This is a genomic window from Kitasatospora sp. NPDC092948 (assembly GCF_044754805.1).
Taxonomy (GTDB): Bacteria; Actinomycetota; Actinomycetes; order Streptomycetales; family Streptomycetaceae; genus Kitasatospora.
In genome coordinates this window covers 61,801-80,999 of sequence record NZ_JBIVPU010000007.1, presented here as the reverse complement: position 1 = coordinate 80,999, position 19,199 = coordinate 61,801, and the positions used below count along the sequence as shown (strand labels likewise).

General features: G+C 72.9%; 15 protein-coding genes. 6 read left to right on the top strand and 9 right to left on the bottom strand.

Features of this window, described 5'->3' with window-relative positions; all coding sequences use genetic code 11:
- Positions 1-154: 154 nt before the first annotated feature.
- On the bottom strand, positions 155-1,930 hold the full coding sequence (locus tag ACIQF6_RS21810; protein WP_400897431.1) for a 3-hydroxyacyl-CoA dehydrogenase family protein: 1,776 nt from the start codon (positions 1,928-1,930) through the stop codon (positions 155-157).
- A gap of 367 nt (positions 1,931-2,297) precedes the next feature.
- Between ACIQF6_RS21810 and ACIQF6_RS21805 the strand changes: the two genes are divergently transcribed.
- Complete coding sequence (locus ACIQF6_RS21805) at positions 2,298-2,864, top strand: Uma2 family endonuclease (protein ID WP_400897429.1); 567 nt, start codon at positions 2,298-2,300, stop codon at positions 2,862-2,864.
- A 61-nt stretch (positions 2,865-2,925) separates the two neighbouring features.
- Here the strand turns inward: ACIQF6_RS21805 and ACIQF6_RS21800 are convergent, their stop codons facing one another.
- The gene (locus ACIQF6_RS21800; RefSeq protein ID WP_400897427.1) at positions 2,926-4,413 is read right to left on the bottom strand and encodes an MFS transporter; all 1,488 of its coding nucleotides are present in this window, start codon (positions 4,411-4,413) and stop codon (positions 2,926-2,928) included.
- Between the two features lie 122 nt (positions 4,414-4,535).
- Positions 4,536-5,168 carry a TetR/AcrR family transcriptional regulator gene (locus ACIQF6_RS21795; protein WP_400897425.1) on the bottom strand — a complete coding sequence of 211 codons (633 nt, stop codon included), beginning with the start codon at positions 5,166-5,168 and terminating at the stop codon, positions 4,536-4,538.
- A gap of 195 nt (positions 5,169-5,363) precedes the next feature.
- Here ACIQF6_RS21795 and ACIQF6_RS21790 point away from each other — a divergent pair, with 195 nt between their 5' ends.
- Positions 5,364-6,674 (top strand): glutamine synthetase, encoded by a 1,311-nt coding sequence (locus ACIQF6_RS21790; protein ID WP_400897423.1) that lies wholly within the window; start codon positions 5,364-5,366, stop codon positions 6,672-6,674.
- 55 nt (positions 6,675-6,729) lie between these two features.
- Here the strand turns inward: ACIQF6_RS21790 and ACIQF6_RS21785 are convergent, their stop codons facing one another.
- The 4 genes from ACIQF6_RS21785 to ACIQF6_RS21770 form a co-directional block, all read right to left on the bottom strand.
- The gene (locus tag ACIQF6_RS21785) at positions 6,730-7,938 is read right to left on the bottom strand and encodes a hypothetical protein (protein ID WP_400897421.1); all 1,209 of its coding nucleotides are present in this window, start codon (positions 7,936-7,938) and stop codon (positions 6,730-6,732) included.
- 58 nt (positions 7,939-7,996) lie between these two features.
- Complete coding sequence (locus tag ACIQF6_RS21780) at positions 7,997-8,533, bottom strand: SigE family RNA polymerase sigma factor (protein WP_400897419.1); 537 nt, start codon at positions 8,531-8,533, stop codon at positions 7,997-7,999.
- Positions 8,534-8,643: 110 nt separating this feature from the next.
- Positions 8,644-9,300 (bottom strand): hypothetical protein, encoded by a 657-nt coding sequence (locus ACIQF6_RS21775; RefSeq protein ID WP_400897417.1) that lies wholly within the window; start codon positions 9,298-9,300, stop codon positions 8,644-8,646.
- 201 nt (positions 9,301-9,501) lie between these two features.
- Positions 9,502-9,891 carry a DUF4406 domain-containing protein gene (locus ACIQF6_RS21770; protein WP_400897415.1) on the bottom strand — a complete coding sequence of 130 codons (390 nt, stop codon included), beginning with the start codon at positions 9,889-9,891 and terminating at the stop codon, positions 9,502-9,504.
- A 49-nt stretch (positions 9,892-9,940) separates the two neighbouring features.
- Here ACIQF6_RS21770 and ACIQF6_RS21765 point away from each other — a divergent pair, with 49 nt between their 5' ends.
- Positions 9,941-10,699: a DeoR/GlpR family DNA-binding transcription regulator gene (locus ACIQF6_RS21765; protein ID WP_400897413.1), complete on the top strand. Its 759-nt coding sequence runs from the start codon at positions 9,941-9,943 to the stop codon at positions 10,697-10,699.
- A gap of 48 nt (positions 10,700-10,747) precedes the next feature.
- On the opposite strand, the gene ACIQF6_RS21760 is transcribed toward ACIQF6_RS21765, so the two are convergent.
- On the bottom strand, positions 10,748-11,344 hold the full coding sequence (locus ACIQF6_RS21760) for a helix-turn-helix domain-containing protein (protein WP_400897411.1): 597 nt from the start codon (positions 11,342-11,344) through the stop codon (positions 10,748-10,750).
- Between the two features lie 143 nt (positions 11,345-11,487).
- On the opposite strand from ACIQF6_RS21760, the gene ACIQF6_RS21755 reads away from it, so the two are divergent.
- Complete coding sequence (locus ACIQF6_RS21755) at positions 11,488-12,477, top strand: alpha/beta fold hydrolase (protein ID WP_400897409.1); 990 nt, start codon at positions 11,488-11,490, stop codon at positions 12,475-12,477.
- 163 nt (positions 12,478-12,640) lie between these two features.
- Here the strand turns inward: ACIQF6_RS21755 and ACIQF6_RS21750 are convergent, their stop codons facing one another.
- On the bottom strand, positions 12,641-13,336 hold the full coding sequence (locus tag ACIQF6_RS21750; protein ID WP_400897407.1) for a hypothetical protein: 696 nt from the start codon (positions 13,334-13,336) through the stop codon (positions 12,641-12,643).
- A gap of 993 nt (positions 13,337-14,329) precedes the next feature.
- Between ACIQF6_RS21750 and ACIQF6_RS21745 the strand changes: the two genes are divergently transcribed.
- A complete protein-coding gene (locus tag ACIQF6_RS21745) occupies positions 14,330-17,239 on the top strand; it encodes a glycoside hydrolase family 48 protein (RefSeq protein ID WP_400897405.1) in 2,910 nt (969 codons plus the stop codon).
- A 214-nt stretch (positions 17,240-17,453) separates the two neighbouring features.
- On the top strand, positions 17,454-18,959 hold the full coding sequence (locus tag ACIQF6_RS21740) for a S8 family peptidase (RefSeq protein ID WP_400897403.1): 1,506 nt from the start codon (positions 17,454-17,456) through the stop codon (positions 18,957-18,959).
- Positions 18,960-19,199 lie beyond the last annotated feature (240 nt).

Genomic DNA, 19,199 nt, shown 5'->3' with positions numbered 1-19,199 from the left:
CTGGCCCTGCGCACCGGCGCCGCGGGCGGCACCACGGCGGGCCGCGGCCACCGCGAGGAGACCGCGCCGGCACCCCAAGGGGGCCTCTCGCCGGCCTGGTTGACGCCCCCGGCGGGTGCCGGACGCGGGCTCGGCGAGGGCGCCGGACGGCCGGTCATCGCCGTGCGTGGTCGCGGAAACCGCGACCGGTCTTGCGGCCCAGACAACCCGCCGCCACCAGGTGCTCCAGCAGCGGCGCCGCCGCCAGGCCCGGCTCGCGGAACTCCTGGTGCAGCACCTTCTCGATGGTCAGCGACACGTCCAGGCCCACCACGTCCAGCAGCTCGAACGGGCCCATCGGGTAGCCGCAGCCCAGCTTCATGGCGGTGTCGATGTCGTCCACCGTCGCGTAGTGCTCCTCCAGCATCCGCACCGCGTCGTTCAGGTACGGGAACAGCAGCGCGTTCACGATGAAACCGGCCCGGTCGCCGCACTCCACCGGGTGCTTCTTCACCTTCCCGCACAGCTCCAGCACGGTCGCCGTGACGTCCTCGGCGGTCAGCACCGTGGAGACCACCTCGACCAGCTTCATGGCCGGCGCCGGGTTGAAGAAGTGCATGCCGATCACGTCCTGCGGACGGGACGTCGCCGTCGCACAGGAGATCACCGGCAGCGAGGAGGTGGTGGTGGCCAGCACCGCGCCCGGCTTGACGATCTTGTCCAGGGCGGTGAACAGCTCGCGCTTGACCGCGAGGTCCTCCGCCACCGCCTCCACCACCAGGTCGACGTCCGCCAGGTCCTGGTAGTCGCCGGTCGGGGTGACCAGCGCCAGCGCCGCGTCCCGGGCCTGCTCGGTCAGCCGGCCCTTGGTCACCGAACGCTCCAGCGACCTCGCCAGCTGCGCCTTCGCCCGCTCCGCCTTCTCCTGGCTGCGGGCCGCCAGCAGCACCGGGAGGCCCGCCTTCGCGAACACCTCCACGATGCCGGTCGCCATCGTCCCGCTGCCGCACACGCCGACGCTGCGCACCTCCCGGCCGGCCGGCCTCGCGCCGCTCTCCGCGGCCTCCTCGGCGACGGCCTTCGACGAACCCGGGGCCTCGTAGGTGTAGAAGCCGCGGCCCGACTTGCGGCCCAGCAGACCCGCCGCGACCAGCTGGCCGAGGATCGGCGCCGGGGCGTGCAGCCGGTCCTTCGACTGCTCGTACATCGCCTCCAGCACGGTGCGGGCGGTGTCCACGCCGATCAGGTCCAGCAGCGCCAGCGGGCCCATCGGCAGGCCGCAGCCCAGTCGCATCGCCGCGTCGATGTCCTCCCGGGTGGCGTACCGGGACTCGAACATGGCCGCCGCCTGGTTCAGGTACGCGAACAGCAGGCCGTTGGCGATGAAACCCGCCCGGTCGCCCGCCGCGACCGGCTCCTTGCCCAGGTCCCGCGCCAACTCGGCGACCTGCTCGGCCGCCTGAGGGGACGTCAGCACCGTGCGGACCACCTCGACCAGCTTCATCGAGTGCACCGGGTTGAAGAAGTGCACCCCCAGCACCCGCTCCGGGCGGGCGGTGGCCGCCGCGATCCGGGTCACGCTCAGCGCGGTGGTGCCGGTCGCCAGCACCGTCTCCGGCGGGCAGATCCGGTCCAGCTCGGCGAACAGCCCGCGCTTGAGCTCCAGGTCCTCCGGGACCTCCTCGATCACCAGGTCCGCCTGCGCGGCCACCGCCAGGTCGTCGCCGACCTCGATCAGCGCGAGCAGCGCGGTGCGCTCCTCGGCGGTCAGCCGCTCGCGGGCCACCGCCCGGGCGGTGGCCGCCTCGATCCGGGCCAGCGCCCGCACCGCCCGGGTCGGACCGGCCTCCACGCCGATCACCCGCCGGCCGCTGCGGGCCACCGCCACGGCCACCCCGGCACCCATGGTGCCCAGGCCGACCACGGCAACAGTGGGGAAGGGACGCTCCATTGTCCAGACTCCTTGTCACGGGCCCGCGCCGACGGCCCCCGCCACCGCCCGGGCATCCGGGCACGCGTGACGGGGGAGGGTGTGCCGACGGCACGGGAGAAATGGGAGGAACGGAAGAAGAACAGCGGCGACCCCGCGGTACGGACCGGTCCGCTCCGGTTCCGTCGAGGGGGAATGCCGTGGTGCTCAGGCGCTCCGAAAGGTCATGAAGCGACGCCGACGTGCACACAGGGAAGAAGGGGCGCAGCCCACCGGTGCGGCTCCCGAAGCCCGGCGCTGACGCGTGCCGACACTGTAGCCCAGCTACTTGCGGGTAGGAAGAGGGAAGTTCGGTTCACGCGACGGCGATTGCCCCTACGTTGCCCCCATGACCAGCGAATGCCCGCACATGCTCCCCGGCCAGTTCGAAGCGATCGCGGAGACGGCCGAGACGAACGACGTGACGTTCGAGTTCGTCGGCGGAAGACTCGGGGTCAAACCGATGCCCGACGGCGACCACGCGGAGATCGTCATGTGGCTGATGGAGCGCTGCATGGCGCAACGGCCGGATCTCCGCCTCTACCCCGGGCGGCGCCTGCGGCTCTCCGGCGGCTGCCGAGTCAAACCGGACGGAGTACTTGCCCGCCGGCGGGCATTCATCGGCCACGGGGAGTGGTCCGACCCCGCGGAGGTGCTGATGGTGGTCGAGGTGACCTCCCGCGACCCGCATGCCCGCAGGTGCGACCGGGCGGAGAAGCCGGCGGCCTACGCCCGGGCGGGTATCCCGGTGTTCCTCCTGGTCGACCGGGAGGCCGGGGCCGTGTCGGTGTTCAGCGAGCCCCGGGCGGGCCGCTACGAGATCGTCGTCACTCTCACCGACGGGCACACCGTGGATGTGCCGAAGCCGGTGAGCGTCGCCCTCGACACGGAAGTCCTGAAGGAACTCGGCAGCTGACATGCGAAACGGCCCGGCCGGAGGGTTTCCGGGCGGGCCGTTTCGTGTGTGTGGTGTGGGGTCAGTGGGCCATGACCGGGACGGCGTCCTCGATCTCGGACGTGGACTCGTGGTGCTGGGGCTTGCCGGCGTTGATGAGGGTGAAGGCGGTGAGGCCGGCCAGGGCGAGGATGCCGAAGGCCCACCAGATCGCGGTGGAGAAGGAGTGGACCTGGGCCTGGAGCGCGAACAGCTTCGGGTCGGTGGCGGTGGCCGCGTGGGTCTTGGCCCAGCTGGTTCCGGCGCTGTGGGCGACGGTGCTGAGCAGGGCGGTGCCGATCGCGCCGCCGACCTGCTGGGAGGTGTTGACCATCGCGGAGGCGACACCGGCGTCCCGCGGCTGGACGCCGAAGGTGGCGAGGCTCATCGCGGGCATGAACGCGGTGCCCATGCCGAGGCCCATCAGGACCAGGCCGGGCAGGATCCGCCAGTACGAGGTGTCCACCTCGATCTGGGTGAGGATCAGCAGGCCGAGCGAGGCGACCAGGAAGCCGGGGGCCATCAGGTACCGGGCCGGGACCCGGGTCATCAGGCGGGCGCCGATCTGGGTGGAGCCGGTGATCATGCCGGCCACCATCGGGAGGAAGGCCAGGCCGTTCTTGACCGGGCTGTAGCCCAGCACGTCCTGCATGTAGAAGGTGAGGAACAGGAACAGGCCGAACATGCCGATCACGGCCATGCCGAGCGAGAGGTAGACGCCGCCGCGGTTGCGGTCGGTGATCACGCGCAGCGGCAGCAGCGGGGCCTTGACCCGGCTCTCGACGAGGACGAACGCGGCGAGCAGCACGGCGGCGGCGACGAACAGGCCGATGGTGACGCCGTTGCCCCAGCCGTCGCTCTCGGCGCGGGTGAAGCCGTACACCAGGGAGACCAGGCCGGTGGTGACCAGCAGCACGCCGGGGATGTCGAGGCGGTTGCGGTTGAGGCCGACGGCGGGTTCGCGGATGACCAGGATCGCGCCGGCGAGGGCGACCGCGGCGAACGGGATGTTGACGTAGAAGGTCCAGCGCCAGTTCAGGTACTCGGTGAGGGCGCCGCCCAGGATCAGGCCGATCGCACCGCCGCCGCCGGCCACGGCGCCGTAGATGCCGAACGCCTTGGCGCGCTCCTTGCCGTCGGTGAACATGACCGCGAGCAGCGAGAGCGCGGCGGGCGCGAGCAGCGCGCCGAAGACGCCCTGCAGAGCGCGGGCGCCGAGCAGCATGGTGGTGTTGGCCGCGGCGCCGCCGATCGCGGAGGCCGTGGCGAAGCCGATCAGGCCGACCATGAAGGTCCGGCGGCGGCCCCACAGGTCGGCGATCCGGCCGCCGAAGAGCAGCAGGCCGCCGAAGGCCAGTGCGTAGGCGGTGATGACCCACTGGCGGCTGCTGTCGGCGAAGCCGAGGTCGACCTGGGCGCGGGGGAGCGCGATGTTCACCACGGTCGCGTCGAGCACGACCATCAGCTGCGCGAGCGCGATGAAGGCGAGGGCCTTCCAGCGGCGTGGATCCGGCTGGAGGGTTTCGGACATGGAGGTACCCACCTGTAGGTGCGAGAGCGTACGAGGGTGCGGAGGGGCGCAGCCGTCCCGGCCGGACGGGCTGTCGCAAGTCGTGTGTGCGGAACGGAAGTGGTGCTGGAGCGCGGGGGTGTTCAGCCGCGCCGGGCGAGGTCCTCCAGGGTCACGGCACAGCCGGGCAGCGGGGACGGGGCGACGGTGCGCAGACCGTCCAGCAGGAGCTGGAGGTGGCGGTGGGCCAGGCGGTCCAGGTCGAGGCAGCCGGTGCCGGGGAGCGGGCGGGTGAGCTGGGACATGGCGACCATGACGTCGCCCGCGCCGACGTCCGCGCGGAGCAGTCCGTCGGCCTGCGCGCGGGCGATCAGGTCCTCGGTGACCTGCTTCATCTCGGCGCGGGCGTCGGCGAGTTCGGGGTAGTGCGGGTCGATGCTGTCGGACAGCAGGGAGCACAGTGCGCCGATCCGTTCGTCGGCGGCGGCGTGCACGAAGCGGCTCACCGCGGCGAAGGAGTCGGGCTCCTCGGCGGCGGCCGCGTGCGCGTGCGCGACGACCCGGTCGATGACGGCGAGCGACACCTGGTGGATCAGCGTCCGGCGGTCGGCGAAGTTCCGGTAGAGCGTGGCGTTGCCGACGCCGGCCCGGCGGGCGATCTCGTCGAGCGGGGCCATCGCCCCGTACTCGACGAAGGCCTCGCGGGCGGCGGCGACGATCCGGGCGCGGTTGCGGGTGGCGTCCGCGCGTCGGCGGGGAGCGGCGACGGTGGTCATGGTGCGTGCTCCCTTCGCTCGGGCGGAGAGTGGGGAGGAATTCCCCGTTTAGGTCCGGACAGAGGTTCAAACGGGGAGTAGCCCCCCGGAATTTCATCATTTTATGTGAGCTGCGTCACATTGAGGTTTCCACGGACGAGTGACCTGTCGGCCGGGTCGCCCAACCACCCCATCGGCCCGGGCCAGCATGGGCGCATGAGCACCGAGAAGCCGCGCGCCGAGCGCGCCGCCGAGGCCCGGCTGGCCGCCACCAGGATCGAGGCCGAGGGCGTCGACGGGGTGATCGTCGGCTGGGTCGACAACTCCGGCGTCACCCGGGTCAAGTCCGTACCCGTCCGCGGCCTGGAGAGCGCCGCCCGGTGGGGCGTCGGCGCCGCGACCTGCTTCGACGCGTTCCTGGTCGACGACTCGCTCGCCCCGGCCGGCAGCCCGGTCGGCGACCTGCGGCTGGTCCCCGACCTCGCCGCGCTGCACCGCCTCGCCGCCCAGCCCGGCTGGGCCTGGGCCCCCGGCGACCGCTGGACCCAGCAGGGCGAGCCGCACCCCGGCTGCCAGCGGCAGTTCGCCCGCCGTACCGCCGAGGCGCTCGCCGAGCGCGGACTGACCGTACAGGCCGGCATCGAGGTCGAGTGGATCGTCGAGGGCGGCGAGGCCGGCCCGGCGTACGGCATGCGCCGCCTGATCGGGAACAGCGACTACCTGCGCGACCTGCTGCGCACCCTGCGCGAACAGAAGCTGACGGTGCTCCAGCTGCACCCCGAGTACAGCGCGGGCCAGTTCGAACTGTCCGTCGCCCCCGGCGGCCCGGTCGAGGCCGCCGACACCGCCCTGCTGGTCCGGCACACCGTGCAGGCCGTCTCGCTGCGCCACGGGCTGCGGGCGAGCTTCGCGCCGGTCGTCACCCCCGACGGCGTCGGCAACGGCGGCCACCTGCACCTGAGCCTGTGGCGCGACGGCCAGAACCTCGGCCACGGCGGCAGCGGCCCGCACGGCCTGACCCGCGAAATGGAGGCGTTCCTGGCCGGCGTGCTGGCCGAACTGCCCGCACTGCTCGCCCTCGGCGCCCCGTCCGTGGCCAGCTACCTGCGGCTGGTGCCCGGCCACTGGTCCGGCCCGCACCGCTGCTGGGGGCTGGAGAACCGGGAGGCCGCGCTGCGGCTGATCACCGGCTCGGCGCCCGAACAGGCCAACGCCGAGGTCAAGTGCTTCGACGCCGCGGCCAACCCCTACCTGGCGGTCGGCGGCGTCCTCGCCGCCGGCCTGGCCGGCCTCGGCGACGCCCTGCGGCTGCCCGCCGAAACCACCGGCGACCCCGACGGCGTCGCCGAACGCCTGCCCGCCACCCTCGGCCAGGCCGTCGACGCCCTGCGCAAGTCCGAGGTGCTGCGCGCCGCGATGGGCGACTCGCTGTGGCAGTCGGTGATCGACGTCCGCGAGGCGGAGATCGCCCGCTTCGCGGGCCTCCGCCCGGCGGAGATCGTCGAGGCGGTCCGCTACCGGTACTGACGCACCGTCGGCCGGCCCGGCGACCGGGGTCGCAGGGCCGGCGAAGGCCGGCGGGTCAGTTCTGCGGCGGCACCGTCCATCCCCGGCACAGCGCGATCGCGGTCACCTGGTCCAGCGTCAGCAGCGGGGCCTGCCCGGCGTCGGGGGTGCCCGCGCCCGCCGGGTTGGCCGCCGTCACCCGGACCCGCTCGCCGTCGGGGCGCAGCACGTCGGCGATCGTCTCGGTGGCGCCCTGGGCATTCGGGATCGGGCGGGCGGCGACGCTGCGGACGAGGGTGCCGTCCGGCAGCGCGGGGGCGCCCGCGAACCACTCCCGCACCGGCGCGCCCGCCCGCTGCTGCTGGACGGTCAGCTCGACCGTCCGGCCGTCGACGGCCAGCGTCGCCTGCTGGAGCTGTCCGCCGCCGGTGCTGTACAGCACCTTCACCCCGGCCGGCAGCAGGTCGGGCCGTTGCACCCAGCCGCCCGTGGGGCTCGACGTCTGGTGCAGGGCCGGCTGCAGCGAGTCGAACGCACGCCACCAGGGGTCGACGGCCAGCGCGCGGAGCTGGTCGGCGGACAGCACCGGGTTCGGCCGGGTCGGGTCGCCCGACGGCGTCGCGGAGTTGAACGACGCGACGGTGATCCGCATGCCGTCCGGGGCGTCCAGCTGCACTTCGGCGTACCGCACCGCCCGGGGGCCGTCGGCGGCGTACTCCGTGACGGCCACGTTGGCGCCGTCGGGCTCGGCCGTCTGCCGGCACTTCACCCCGTCGATGGGGTAGTTGGGGCACGGGTGCGACGGCCCCCAGCCGGTGGTGTTCAGGATGGTCACCGTCAGCACGCTCGGTCCGTGCCCGTCGTCCAGCGCCAGTTCCGCCTGCTCGTAGCTGGCGTCGAAGGCGACCGTGCCGTGCGTCGTCCCGCCCGAGCGGACGATCCGCAGACCGGCGGGCAGCCGCTCGGCCACCGCCGAGACCAGGTGCGCCTCCTGCGGGATCCGGGCGGCGTCGGCCGGGTCGCCGACGGAGGGGGAGGGGCTGGAGGACGTCGCCGGGCCGACGCTGTTCGTGTGCAGGGCGTTCGGCAGCATCGTGGCGCCCACCCCGCTCACCGCCAGCACGGCGACGGCGGCGCCCAGCGCCAGCCGGCGGCGGTGCCGGCGACGGCCCCGGATCGCTCCGCCCATGGCCAGGAGCGGGGTGTCCGGGACGAAGCTCTCCCCGGTCTCGTGGAAGACCTGGCTGAGCCGGTCCTCGAAGTCGTGCTCGGGCAGTGCGGGCATGCGTGATCACCGTCTCCGGGGGCAACAGGAAAAGAACAAGGCGCGATCCGGCGGGGCGTCAGCGCGCAGCGAGGTCGGCCAGGCCGTCGCCCAGCAGGGCCCGCAGCCGGGCCAGCGCCCGGGAGGACTGGGAGCGGACCGCGCCCGGGCGACAGCGCAGGATCTCCGCCGTCTCCTCGACACTGACGTCCTCCCAGTACCGCAGCACCAGCACCGCGCGGTCGCGCGGCGCGAGTTCGCCCAGCGCCTGGAGCAGCGTCATGCGCAGCGTGCTGTCGTCCTGCGGACTCGGCAGCTCCGGCAGTTCGGCGACCGGGCGCTCGGTCGAACTGCGCCGGCGGTGGTGGTCGATGAACTGCCGGTACAGCACGCCCTGCGCGTAGCCCGCCGGATTCTCTATCGCCCGACTGCCGAACAGCCGTCCCGGACGACGCCACACCACGTACATCCGGCTCAGCGTCTCCTGCACCAGATCCTCGGCGAGGTGGGTGTCGCCACCCGTCAGCAGACAGGCCGAACGGTACAGCGCGCCCGACCGGTTGGCGGCGAACTCCGCGTACTCCAGGTCGGCGCTGCGCCTTGCTGTTCCAGCCACGTCCGCTGTTCTCCCCCGACTCGTGCCTTGTCATCCTTCAGACGGGACGGGGTGCCGGGCGCGTCACGGGGCCCGCGCGAATATTTTTCCGCACCTGTTCCGGCCGGGTTTCAGCGGGCCCGGCGTTCGCCCGCGCCGCGGCAGAACGGGCAGGCGCGGCTGCCGTGGCAGTCGCCGCAGGTGGCCCGGCCCTCGGTCCGGCCGCCCCAGGTGATGCCGCCCATCGTCCAGCCGCGCCCCCAGCAGCGGTCGCACAGGCCGAGGCCCTCGCACTCCGGGCACAGCTCGTAGCCCGGCCGGACGTCCTCCGGTGCGAGCAGCGGCTCGGGGCGGACGAACACCTCCGGGAGGTGCAGTGCCATCGGTTCCAGGTCGGCCCGGGCCAGAGTCAGGCCGCGCACCGGGTGGACGTGCAGACGCAGTGTCATGCCGTCCCGCCAGGCGTGCAGCACCGTCGAGCCGGACTCGGTGCGCTCCTCCGTCGACTGCCAGCCGGCCAGCGCGGCCCGGGCCAGTGCCACCGGGTCCGGTTCGGTCGGGGTGCCGACGAAGGCGACCTGGCGGTGGTGGCCGAAGCTCAGCGGATTGCCGAACGCGGTGATGTCCGGATAGTCCGGCAGTGCGGCCGGCGGCGCCTGCCCGGGCGCCAGCGTCTCCAACAGCTCCGCGAACTCGGCGTACAGCCGCTCGCCGCGCCGCCGCAGCTCCTCCCGCGCCCCGGGTATCTCCTCGCCCGACATCCGCCCCTCGCTTCGACGTGCGGTCAACTGGCCGGAGGCGTCCGGATGTTGCTCGGGTGCGCGCCGGGCGAGCCGATTCTAGGCACGGGCCGCCGCCGTCCGGGCCGTTCCGGCAAGCTGCACGTTTCTGCACGGTTCAGGGCGCCCTTGGCGGGGCGAACGGCCCGCGCGGCGCCGCCCGCCGGAGCAGCGGCACGGTCCTGCCGTCGGCGACCCGGCCGTTCCCGGTCACCGGTTCACCTGTGGTGCGCGGCGCGGGAGTTCGGACACGTCGTGGTAGACCGGGAGGCCGCGGCGGCGGGCGGTGGCGACGTCCTGATCGGCGCCCGCCGAGTCGCCGGGCAGGCGGAGCACGGCGTCGCAGTGGGCGAGCAGGCGGTCGGCGGCCGGGTACAGCACCTCGTCCGCGAGCGGGTCGGTCGGGCCCGCGCCGGCCGAGCGCAGCACGGGCAGCGCGATCCACTCGCCGATCACCGGCAGGTGGCCGGCCGCGAAGACCGGCCAGGCGGCGGCCTCCAGCCGGGCCAGGTTGGCGGCCATCGCCTGCGGGTCGCCGTCGGTGCCGGAGCGGTACGGTCCGGCGATCAGGACGAGCATGGGTGCGTCGGTGTCGGTCATGGGCCGCTACCATACACGCAGAAACGTGAAAGAACAGGAGAGAACGAGAATGCTGGCTGCTGAACGGCGCGACCACCTGCTCGGCCTGCTGGCCCGCGAGGGCAAGGTGGTGGCCAAGGACGTCGCCGCCGACCTCGGCATCTCCGAGGACAGCGTCCGCCGCGACCTGCGCGACCTGGCCGCCGAGGGCCTGTGCCAGCGGGTCTACGGCGGGGCGCTCCCCGCCTCGCCCGCCACCGCCGGCTACGCCGAACGGCAGTCGGTGACCCCCGACGGCAAACGCCGGGTCGCCGCCGCGGCCGTCGAACTCGTCCGCCCCGGCAGCACGTTGATCCTGGACGGCGGCACCACCGCACTCGCCGTGGCCGGCCTGCTCCCGCCCGACCTCGACTGCACCGTGATCACCCACAGCCCCACCGTGGTGGCCGCCCTGCTGGAGCACCCGCGCGCCGAACTCTTCCTGCTCGGCGGCCGGGTCTTCAAGCACTCCGCGGTCGCCTGCGGCGCCGCCGCCGTCGAAGCAGCCCAGAACGTCTCCGCCGACCTCTGCCTGCTCGGCGTCACCGGCGTCCACCCGGACGCCGGCCTCACCACCGGCGACGCCGACGAGGCCGCCATGAAACGCGCCCTGGCCGCCCGCGCCGCCGAAACCTGGATCCTCGCCTCGGCCGAAAAGATCGGCGCCGCCTCCCCCTTCCGCGTCCTGCCCTGGCCCCGCATCGCCGGCCTGATCACCGACGCCGCCCCCACCCACCCGACCCTGGTCCGCCTCGCCGACGAAGGGGTCGAGATCCTGACGGCCCGCTGACCGGATGCCCGGGCGCGGCGCGGTGGGGACGCCGGTGCGGCGGCAGCGTCAGGAGGCCGGGGTGCGCGACCGCAGCCGCTCACCCTGCGGCCCGAACATGATCAGGTATTCGACCGGCCCGCCCGGCCCGGCGTTCGCGACCCCGTGGGCGGTGCGGGTGTCGAACTCGGCCACGTCCCCGGCGCTCAGCACCAGGTCCTGCTCGCCGAGCGCCAGCCACAGCCGCCCGTACAGGACGCACAGCCACTCGTACCCGTCGTGCGAGACCTGCCGGGGCCGGGCCGGCGGCGTGTCGACGGCGGGCAGGACGTGCTTGTGGGCGTGCAGGCCGCCGACGTACCGGGTCAGCGGCAGCACCGCCTTCTCGGTGCCGGAACGCCGTGGCACCGGGGTGCGCGGTCCGGCCGCGGCGGCGGGCGGCGCGGTGCCGGCCAGCTCGTCCAGCGAGACTTCGTATGCCTTCGCGAGCTGCAGCAGCACCTCCAGGGTCGGCTTGCGCCGGCCGGTCTCGATCCGCGACAGCGTGCTCAGCGAGATGCCGGTCGCGCGGCCGACACCGGTGAGGGTGGCGCCGCGCTGCTCGCGCGCGGCCCGCAGCCGGGGGCCGATGGCCGCAAGCGTGTCGGCCGTCCAGTCGTCCGTCACCGTCGCTCCGCTCCCTCCGGCCGTGCCGCCTCCACCGCCCTGTGCTGCCAGTTTGCCAGAATGGCAAGGGTCCTCGCGTCGCGCGGCCGCCGCGCCGCATGATCGGCTGGTAACCGCGGCCGACCCTGAACCGAGGAGCAGCGATGCACCAGCCCACGCCGTCCGCCCACCCGCGCCACCGCACCGTCGAGGCGCCCGCCGGGCGCCTGCACCTGGTCGAGCAGGGCACCGGACCGCTGGTCCTGCTCGTCCACGGCTTCCCCGAGTCCTGGTACTCCTGGCGCCGCCAGCTCCCGGCCCTCGCTGCGGCGGGGTACCGGGCCGTCGCGCTCGACGTGCGCGGCTACGGCCGCTCCTCCAAGCCGGCCGCGACGGACGCCTACCGGATGCTCGACCTGGTGGCGGACAACGTCGCCCTGGTGCACGCCCTGGGCGAGGAGAGGGCGGTGGTCGTCGGGCACGACTGGGGCTCCAACATCGCGGCGGCCTCCGCCCTGCTCCACCCCGGGATCTTCCGCGCCGTCGCCCTGCTGAGCGTCCCCTACGCGCCGCCCGGCGGCCCGCGACCCACCGACGTCTTCGCGCAGTTGGGCGGCGACGAGGAGTTCTACGTCTCGTACTTCCAGCAGCCCGGCCGGGCCGAAGCGGAGATGGAGCCCGACGTCCGCGGCTGGCTCGCGGGCTTCTACGCGGCCCTGTCCGCCGACACCATGCCCGACCGCGGCCGGCCCGACCCGCACTTCGTGACCCGCACCGGCGGCCGGCTGCGCGACCGCTTCCCCGCCGGCCGGCTGCCCGGCTGGCTGACCGAGGACGACCTCGACGTCTACGCCGGGGAGTTCGAGCGCACCGGTATGACCGGGGCCCTCAACCGCTACCGCAACATGGACCGCGACTGGGCGGACCTCGCCCCGTACGCCGGAGCCCCGATCACGCAGCCCTCCCTGTTCATCGGCGGAGCCCTCGACGCCTCCACGACCTGGATGGCCGACGCGATCGACGCCTACCCGGCCACCCTCCCCGGCCTGACCTCCTCCCACCTCCTGGACGGCTGCGGGCACTGGATCCAGCAGGAGCGCCCCGAAGAGGTCAACCGCCTGCTGACCGCCTGGCTCGCGGCCCTCCCGGCCTGAACGGCGGGGCGCGCCGGTCGGCCAGCACGCGGAACGTTTCCCCGGCGCCCCGGGGCGGCAGGGCCCGGGTGACGACGGCGGACCTCGCCCCGTACGCCGGAGCCTCGATCCCGCACCGCCCCGATCGCGCACCGCCCCGGACGAGTGCACCCCGTCGGCCGTCCTACGGCTTCAGCGGCACGGCCGGCGCGGGCAGGTCGAGAACTCGGGCCAGGGCGACAGCGACCGGATCGGAGTGCTCGGGCATCTGCCGACCGACCCAGTCGGTCGCCAGCGCGAGGAAGTCGGTCAGGTCGCGCTCGGCGTCGGCGAGCAGGCGGCGGAGCTCGGTCACGGACAGCTCGATCACCGGGCTGCCACTCTGCTGGACGTTGACGGTGAGCCGGACGGTGTCGCCGAAACGCTCGGCAACCGGTGACACGGGCTCGTGGCCGAACCCGAGCAGGCTGCCGCCGTCGACGAACGCGTGCCAGTCGCGCCAGTCCTCCAGCCCGTCGCAGCAGCCGGGCAGAAAGGCGACCCCCGTGGACCGGTCGATGACTCGCAGGCCACCGGCCGCGTAGAGATGGTCGAAGGTCAGCAGCCCATGAAGGAAGGACGCGACCGGGTCGGCCGGCCGTGGCGGGCGGTCCCCGTCGGGGTCGATGTCGTTGCAGCCGATGATGCGCGCCATCGCCGTCCCGACCTCGGCGGACGAGAGTTCGCCGTTCAGGGACAGAAAGGCGAACCGCCCGACTCGGGCGACAGGCCAGAGGTCGAAGCCCTCCGGGATGTTGATCTCAAGGACAGGCTGCATCACGATCACCTGGCGCAGTGTTCCGCACTCTTGCCCGCATCGCCGCTCGATTACGCCGAGCATCTCGCCTCGTCCGGGAGCTGAACCGGAGGAGGAGCAGTGTGGCCTCTGAGCGGGTGGGACGGCAGCCGGACGGTGTCGGTGCCCCTCCTGCGGGTGGGCGAGGTCGGGTAGGTGCCCTCTCCCGCAGGGGGCGTTGCGTGGCTCGCCGGACCCGCCGGGTGTGCCGAACGACGACTCCGGCCGAGCGGTGATCGGGCGTTGGCGCGCGGGCCGCCTCGATCGGCTGTCGACGGGTTGCGATCCTGATGACCCGTCCACCGGCCCGCCGTCCCGAAAGCCGTGGCGGTCGACGGCCCGCGCCTGCGAAGCTGTCGACCTCGACCCCGACCCGACCCAGACTCGGATCCCGACCCCGACCCCGATCGCTCCGAGGAGTCCGCGCCCGTGCCCACGCCCGCCGATCATCTGGCCGCCGCCCGTGGTTCGAGCGATCCCGCCGTGCTGCGCGGGCTGGTGGGGACCGGTCTCGGGTTCATCGACCGGGCGTTGGCCGCCAACCCGTGCACTCCGGTGGATGCGCTGTTGGGGTTGGCCGGGGCCCGGCACGGTGAGTGGAACGGCAATGGGCTGCTGCGGCTGCTGGCGGGGCATCCGGCGGCGGACGGGGCGGTGCTGGATGCAGTGCTCACGGCGGTGGCCGAACGGCTCGGGGCGGGGGAGCGGCCGTACGCTGCCGCGCTCGTGCTGGCGGGGCGGCGGGAGGTGCCGGTCGAGCGGGTGCGGGCGTTGGGGTGGCTGGCGGGGTCTCGGGGAGGCTGCGCGGCGGGCTGGCCCGGGTGCTGGCGGAGCGTTCGTAAGTTTCAGGTCGACGGTGGCGCGGGGAGCGGCGGGATGGGTGCGCTCCCACTGGCCAGGGCCGAACAGCGGTCTGGCGGAGGGGAGTTGGGGTTGTCCCCGGCTGTGCACTCTCTTGACACTGCCCTTACCTCTCTCGATATTTGGGAGCGCTCCCATCCTCAGGACTCCCCACCCACCCCCACCCGAGGAGCCGTCATGTCTCCACCCCGCAACCGGGCCACGGCGCTGAGCGCCGCCCTCCTGCTGCTCACGGCCGGCCTGTCCAGCGCCGTGGCGGTGCCCGCGTCCGCCGCCGCCGTTCAGTGCTCCGTCGACTACACCGTCAACGACTGGGGCGGCGGCTTCACCGCCAACCTGGCGATCAACAACAAGGGCGCCGCGGCGCTGAACGGCTGGACGCTCACCTACGCGTACGCCGGCAACCAGACGCTCTCCGGGGCGGGTTGGAGCGGCACCTGGAGCCAGTCCGGGAAGAACGTCACGGTGGTGAACGCCGACTGGAACGGGACGGTCCCGGCCGGCGGTTCGGTCAGTGCGGGTGCCAACTTCTCGTACAGCGGCACCAATGCGGCCCCCACCGCGTTCGCCGTCAACGGGACCAGCTGCACCGGGGCGCACGCGGCTCCGACCACCGCGCTGACCAGCCCCGCCCCGGGGGCCAACTACCAGGCGGGGGCGACGATCCCGCTGTCCGCGACGGCGAGCGCGGCGGACGGCGCGAGCATCAGCAAGGTCGAGTTCTACGACAACACCACGCTGCTCGGCACCGCCACCACCGCGCCGTACAGCTTCAGTTGGACGGGCGCGGCGAGCGGCAGCCACTCGGTCTACGCGAAGGCGTACGACAGTCTCGGGGCGAGCAGCGAGTCCACCCCGGCGGGCATCACGGTGGCGGCCGGGCCGGCCGTCACCGCCACGCCGCTCAGCCTGTCGGTGAGCCAGGGCAAGACCGGCGGTTTCACGGTGAAGCTCAGCAGCCAGCCGAGCGCGAACGTCACCGTCACCACCACCCGCACCTCGGGCAACACCGGACTGTCCGTCAGCTCCGGCGGGACGCTGACCTTCACGCCGAGCAACTGGTCCACCGCGCAGACCGTCACGCTCGCCGCCGACGCCACCTCCACCGGCTCGGCGACGTTCACCTCGGCCGCCGCCGGCTACACCTCCTCGGCGGTGACGGTGACCGAACTGGCCGCCGCCTCCGGGGTGTACAACGACCGGTTCCTGCAGCTGTACAACAAGATCAAGGCCCCCGCGAACGGCTACTTCTCGCCCGAGGGCATCCCGTACCACTCGGTGGAGACCCTGCTGGTGGAGGCCCCGGACCAGGGTCACGAGACCACCTCCGAGGCGTACTCGTACCTGCTGTGGCTGGAGGCCCAGTACGGGCGGGTGACCAAGGACTGGTCGAAGTTCAACTCGGCGTGGACGCTCATGGAGACGTACATGATCCCGGGTCACGCCGACCAGCCCACCAACTCGGCGTACAACGCGTCCAAGCCGGCCACCTACGCGCCCGAGCACCCGCTGCCGAGCGACTACCCGTCGGCGATGGACTCCTCCGCCACCCCGGGGAACGACCCGATCGCCGCGGAGCTGAAGAGCGCGTACGGCACCGACGACATCTACGGCATGCACTGGCTGCAGGACGTCGACAACGTGTACGGCTACGGCAACGGGCCGGGCAAGTGCGAGGCCGGGCCGACCTCCGGCGGGCCGTCGTACATCAACACCTACCAGCGCGGCCCGCAGGAGTCGGTGTGGGAGACGATCCCGCAGCCGACCTGCGACAAGTTCGCCTACGGCGGCAAGAACGGCTACCTGGACCTGTTCGTCAAGGACAGTTCCTACGCCAAGCAGTGGAAGTACACCGACGCGCCGGACGCCGACGCCCGCGCCATCCAGGCCGCGTACTGGGCGGACACCTGGGCCAAGGCGCAGGGCAACGGTTCGCAGGTGGCCACCACGGTGGCCAAGGCCGGCAAGATGGGCGACTACCTGCGGTACTCGTTCTTCGACAAGTACTTCAAGAAGATCGGCAACTGCGTCGGCCCGACCAGCTGCGCGGCCGGCAACGGCAAGGACTCCGAGCACTACCTGCTGTCCTGGTACTACGCCTGGGGCGGCGCCACCGACACCTCGGCCGGCTGGGCCTGGCGGATCGGCGACGGCGCGGCGCACGGCGGCTACCAGAACCCGATGGCCGCGTACGCGCTGGTGAACGACCCGGCGATGGCGCCGAAGTCGAGCACCGGCAAGACCGACTGGAACACCTCGATGGGCCGTCAGGTCGAGTTCGTCCAGTGGCTCCAGTCCAACGAGGGCGCCATCGCCGGTGGTGCGACCAACAGTTGGAACGGCAGCTACGACACCCCGCCGGCCGGCACCCCGACCTTCTACGGGATGTTCTACGACGAGGCGCCGGTCTACCACGACCCGCCGTCCAACCAGTGGTTCGGCTTCCAGGCCTGGGGACTGGAGCGGATGGCCGAGTACTACTACTCGAGCGGCGACGCCAAGGCCAAGGCCATCCTGGACAAGTGGGTGACCTGGGCGCTGTCCCAGACCACCTTCAACGCCGACGGCAGCTACCGGATCCCGTCCACGCTGGCCTGGAGCGGCAAGCCGGACACCTGGAACGCGAGCTCGCCGGGCAGCAACGCCGGCCTGCACGTGAGCGTGGTGGACTACACCAACGACGTCGGGGTGGCCGGCTCGTACGCCAAGCTGCTGTCCTACTACGCGGCCAAGTCCGGCAACGCGGCGGCGAAGACCGCGGCGCAGAAGCTGCTGGACGGCATGTGGACCAACAGCCAGGACGCGCTGGGCATTTCGGTGCCGGAGACGCGGACCGACTACAGCCGGTTCAAGGACTCCGTGTCGGTGCCGAGCGGCTGGACCGGCACCATGCCCAACGGCGATGCGATCAACAGCAGTTCGACCTTCCTGTCGATCCGTTCCTGGTACAAGAACGACCCGTCGTTCGGGAAGGTGCAGAGCTACCTGAACGGCGGTGCGGCGCCGACGTTCACCTACCACCGGTTCTGGGCGCAGGCCGACATCGCCACGGCGATGGCCGCCTACGGTGAGCTGTTCGGCGGCTGATCGTCCGTCAGCAGCGCTGCCCCCGCAGCCCGGGTGCCCGGTCCGACCGACAGCGGACCGGGCACCCGTCCGTTCTCCGGCGTTCTACGGCGATCTGTGGCGATTGTTTTACTACCTCTTGATTTTTGTCATATGGGCTGAATAGTCTCCCGGCCATTCGCGCGCTTTCGATCACCTCGATCGCGTCTGCTGCCACTCAGGAGGGCCAACCCCTATGAGCGTTCCCCGGATCCGCCGCTCCGCAGTCCTCGCCGCAGGTCTCGCCTTGATCACGGCCGGCGCTCTTGCCGGGCCCGCCGCCGGTGCCGCCGTCGCGGCCGACACCTCGGCCGGCGCCTCGGCCGCCACCGGGCAGCCGATGAACTACGTGGTGAACACCAAGGCCAACCACGGGCAGACCAAGAAGGCCGAGCGCGAGATCGAGGCGGCCGGCGGCACCGTGGTCGCCTCCTACGAGCAGATAGGCGTGGTGATCGCCCGCTCCAGCGCCCCCGGCTTCGCCGCCAAGCTGCGCCAGTCGAAGACCATCGACTCGGTCGGCGCCAGCCGCACCGCCGGCATCCAGGCCTCCGCCGACGTCGAGGCCACCGTCGAGGAGACCGCGGCGTCCGCCGCCACCGCCGACGGCACGGAGCCGCTCTGGGCCAACCAGTGGGACATGAAGCAGATCGGCGTCGACGTGGCCCACAGGACCACGCTCGGCAGCCGCAACGTGGTGGTCGGCGTGCTCGACTCCGGCATCGACGCCACCCACGAGGACCTGGCCGCCAACGTCGACGCCTCGCTCTCCGCGTCCTGCCTCTCCGGCGCCCCCGACACCAGCTGGCAGTCCTGGCAGCCCACCAGCAGCAGCCACGGCACCCACGTGGCCGGCACCATCGCCGCCGCCAAGAACGGCAAGGGCATCGAGGGCATCGCCCCGAACGTCCGGCTGGCCGCGGTCAAGGTGGTCGACGACGGCGGGTTCATCTACCCCGAGTACGCGGTCTGCGGCTTCGTCTGGGCCGCCGAGCACCACTTCACCCTGACCAACAACAGCTACTACGTCGACCCGTGGATGTTCAACTGCGCCGGCGACCCCGACCAGAGCGCGGTCAGCGAGGCCGTCCGCCGGGCCGTCGACTACTCCCGCCGGGGCGGGGTGCTGAACGTCGCCGCCGCGGGCAACGAGAACATCGACCTGGCGCACAAGACCGTCGACGTCAGCAGCCCCGACGACACCAACCCCGGCAGCCGTCCGATCGACGCCAGCTGCCTCAACCTGCCCGCCGAACTGCCGGGCGTGATCTCGGTGTCGGCGATCGGCTCCAAGGGCGACAAGTCGTACTACTCCAGCTACGGCCTGAACAAGATCACCGTCGCGGCCCCCGGCGGCGACGCCACCGCCTTCCAGACGCCCGACACCCCCGACCGCAAGGGCGGAGTGCTCTCCACCCTCCCGGGCAACAAGTACGGCTACATGTCGGGCACCTCGATGGCCTCCCCGCACGTCGCCGGCGTGCTCGCCCTGCTCGCCTCCACCCACCCGGGCGCCGGCCCGGACAAGCTGACCAGCCTGCTGGTGAAGCAGGCCGACCCGCACGCCTGCCCGACCGGCGTGTTCAACCCCGGCGGCAGCGGGGCCTACAAGGCCACCTGTGAGGGCACCGACGCCAACAACGGCTTCTACGGCGCCGGCGTGGTCTCCGCCGCCAAGGCCGCGGACGCCTGGCGGAACTGACGCTGCTTCGGCCGGCGGCGTGTCAGCGGCCCGACCGTTGGCACACCGCCGGCCCGCAGGGCGGTGGCTCCGCCGGGACGCCCCCGGCGAGCGGCCGCCCGACCGGCCGCGAACCGGTGGTCCGACCCGAGGCGCGCCCGGCCGGGCGTCAGCGCTTCTGCGCCATGGGCTCGACCGGTCGGTGGGCCGCTGCCTCCGGCACAGCCCTCGATCGGTCCGTGACCGCTGCCTCCGGCACAG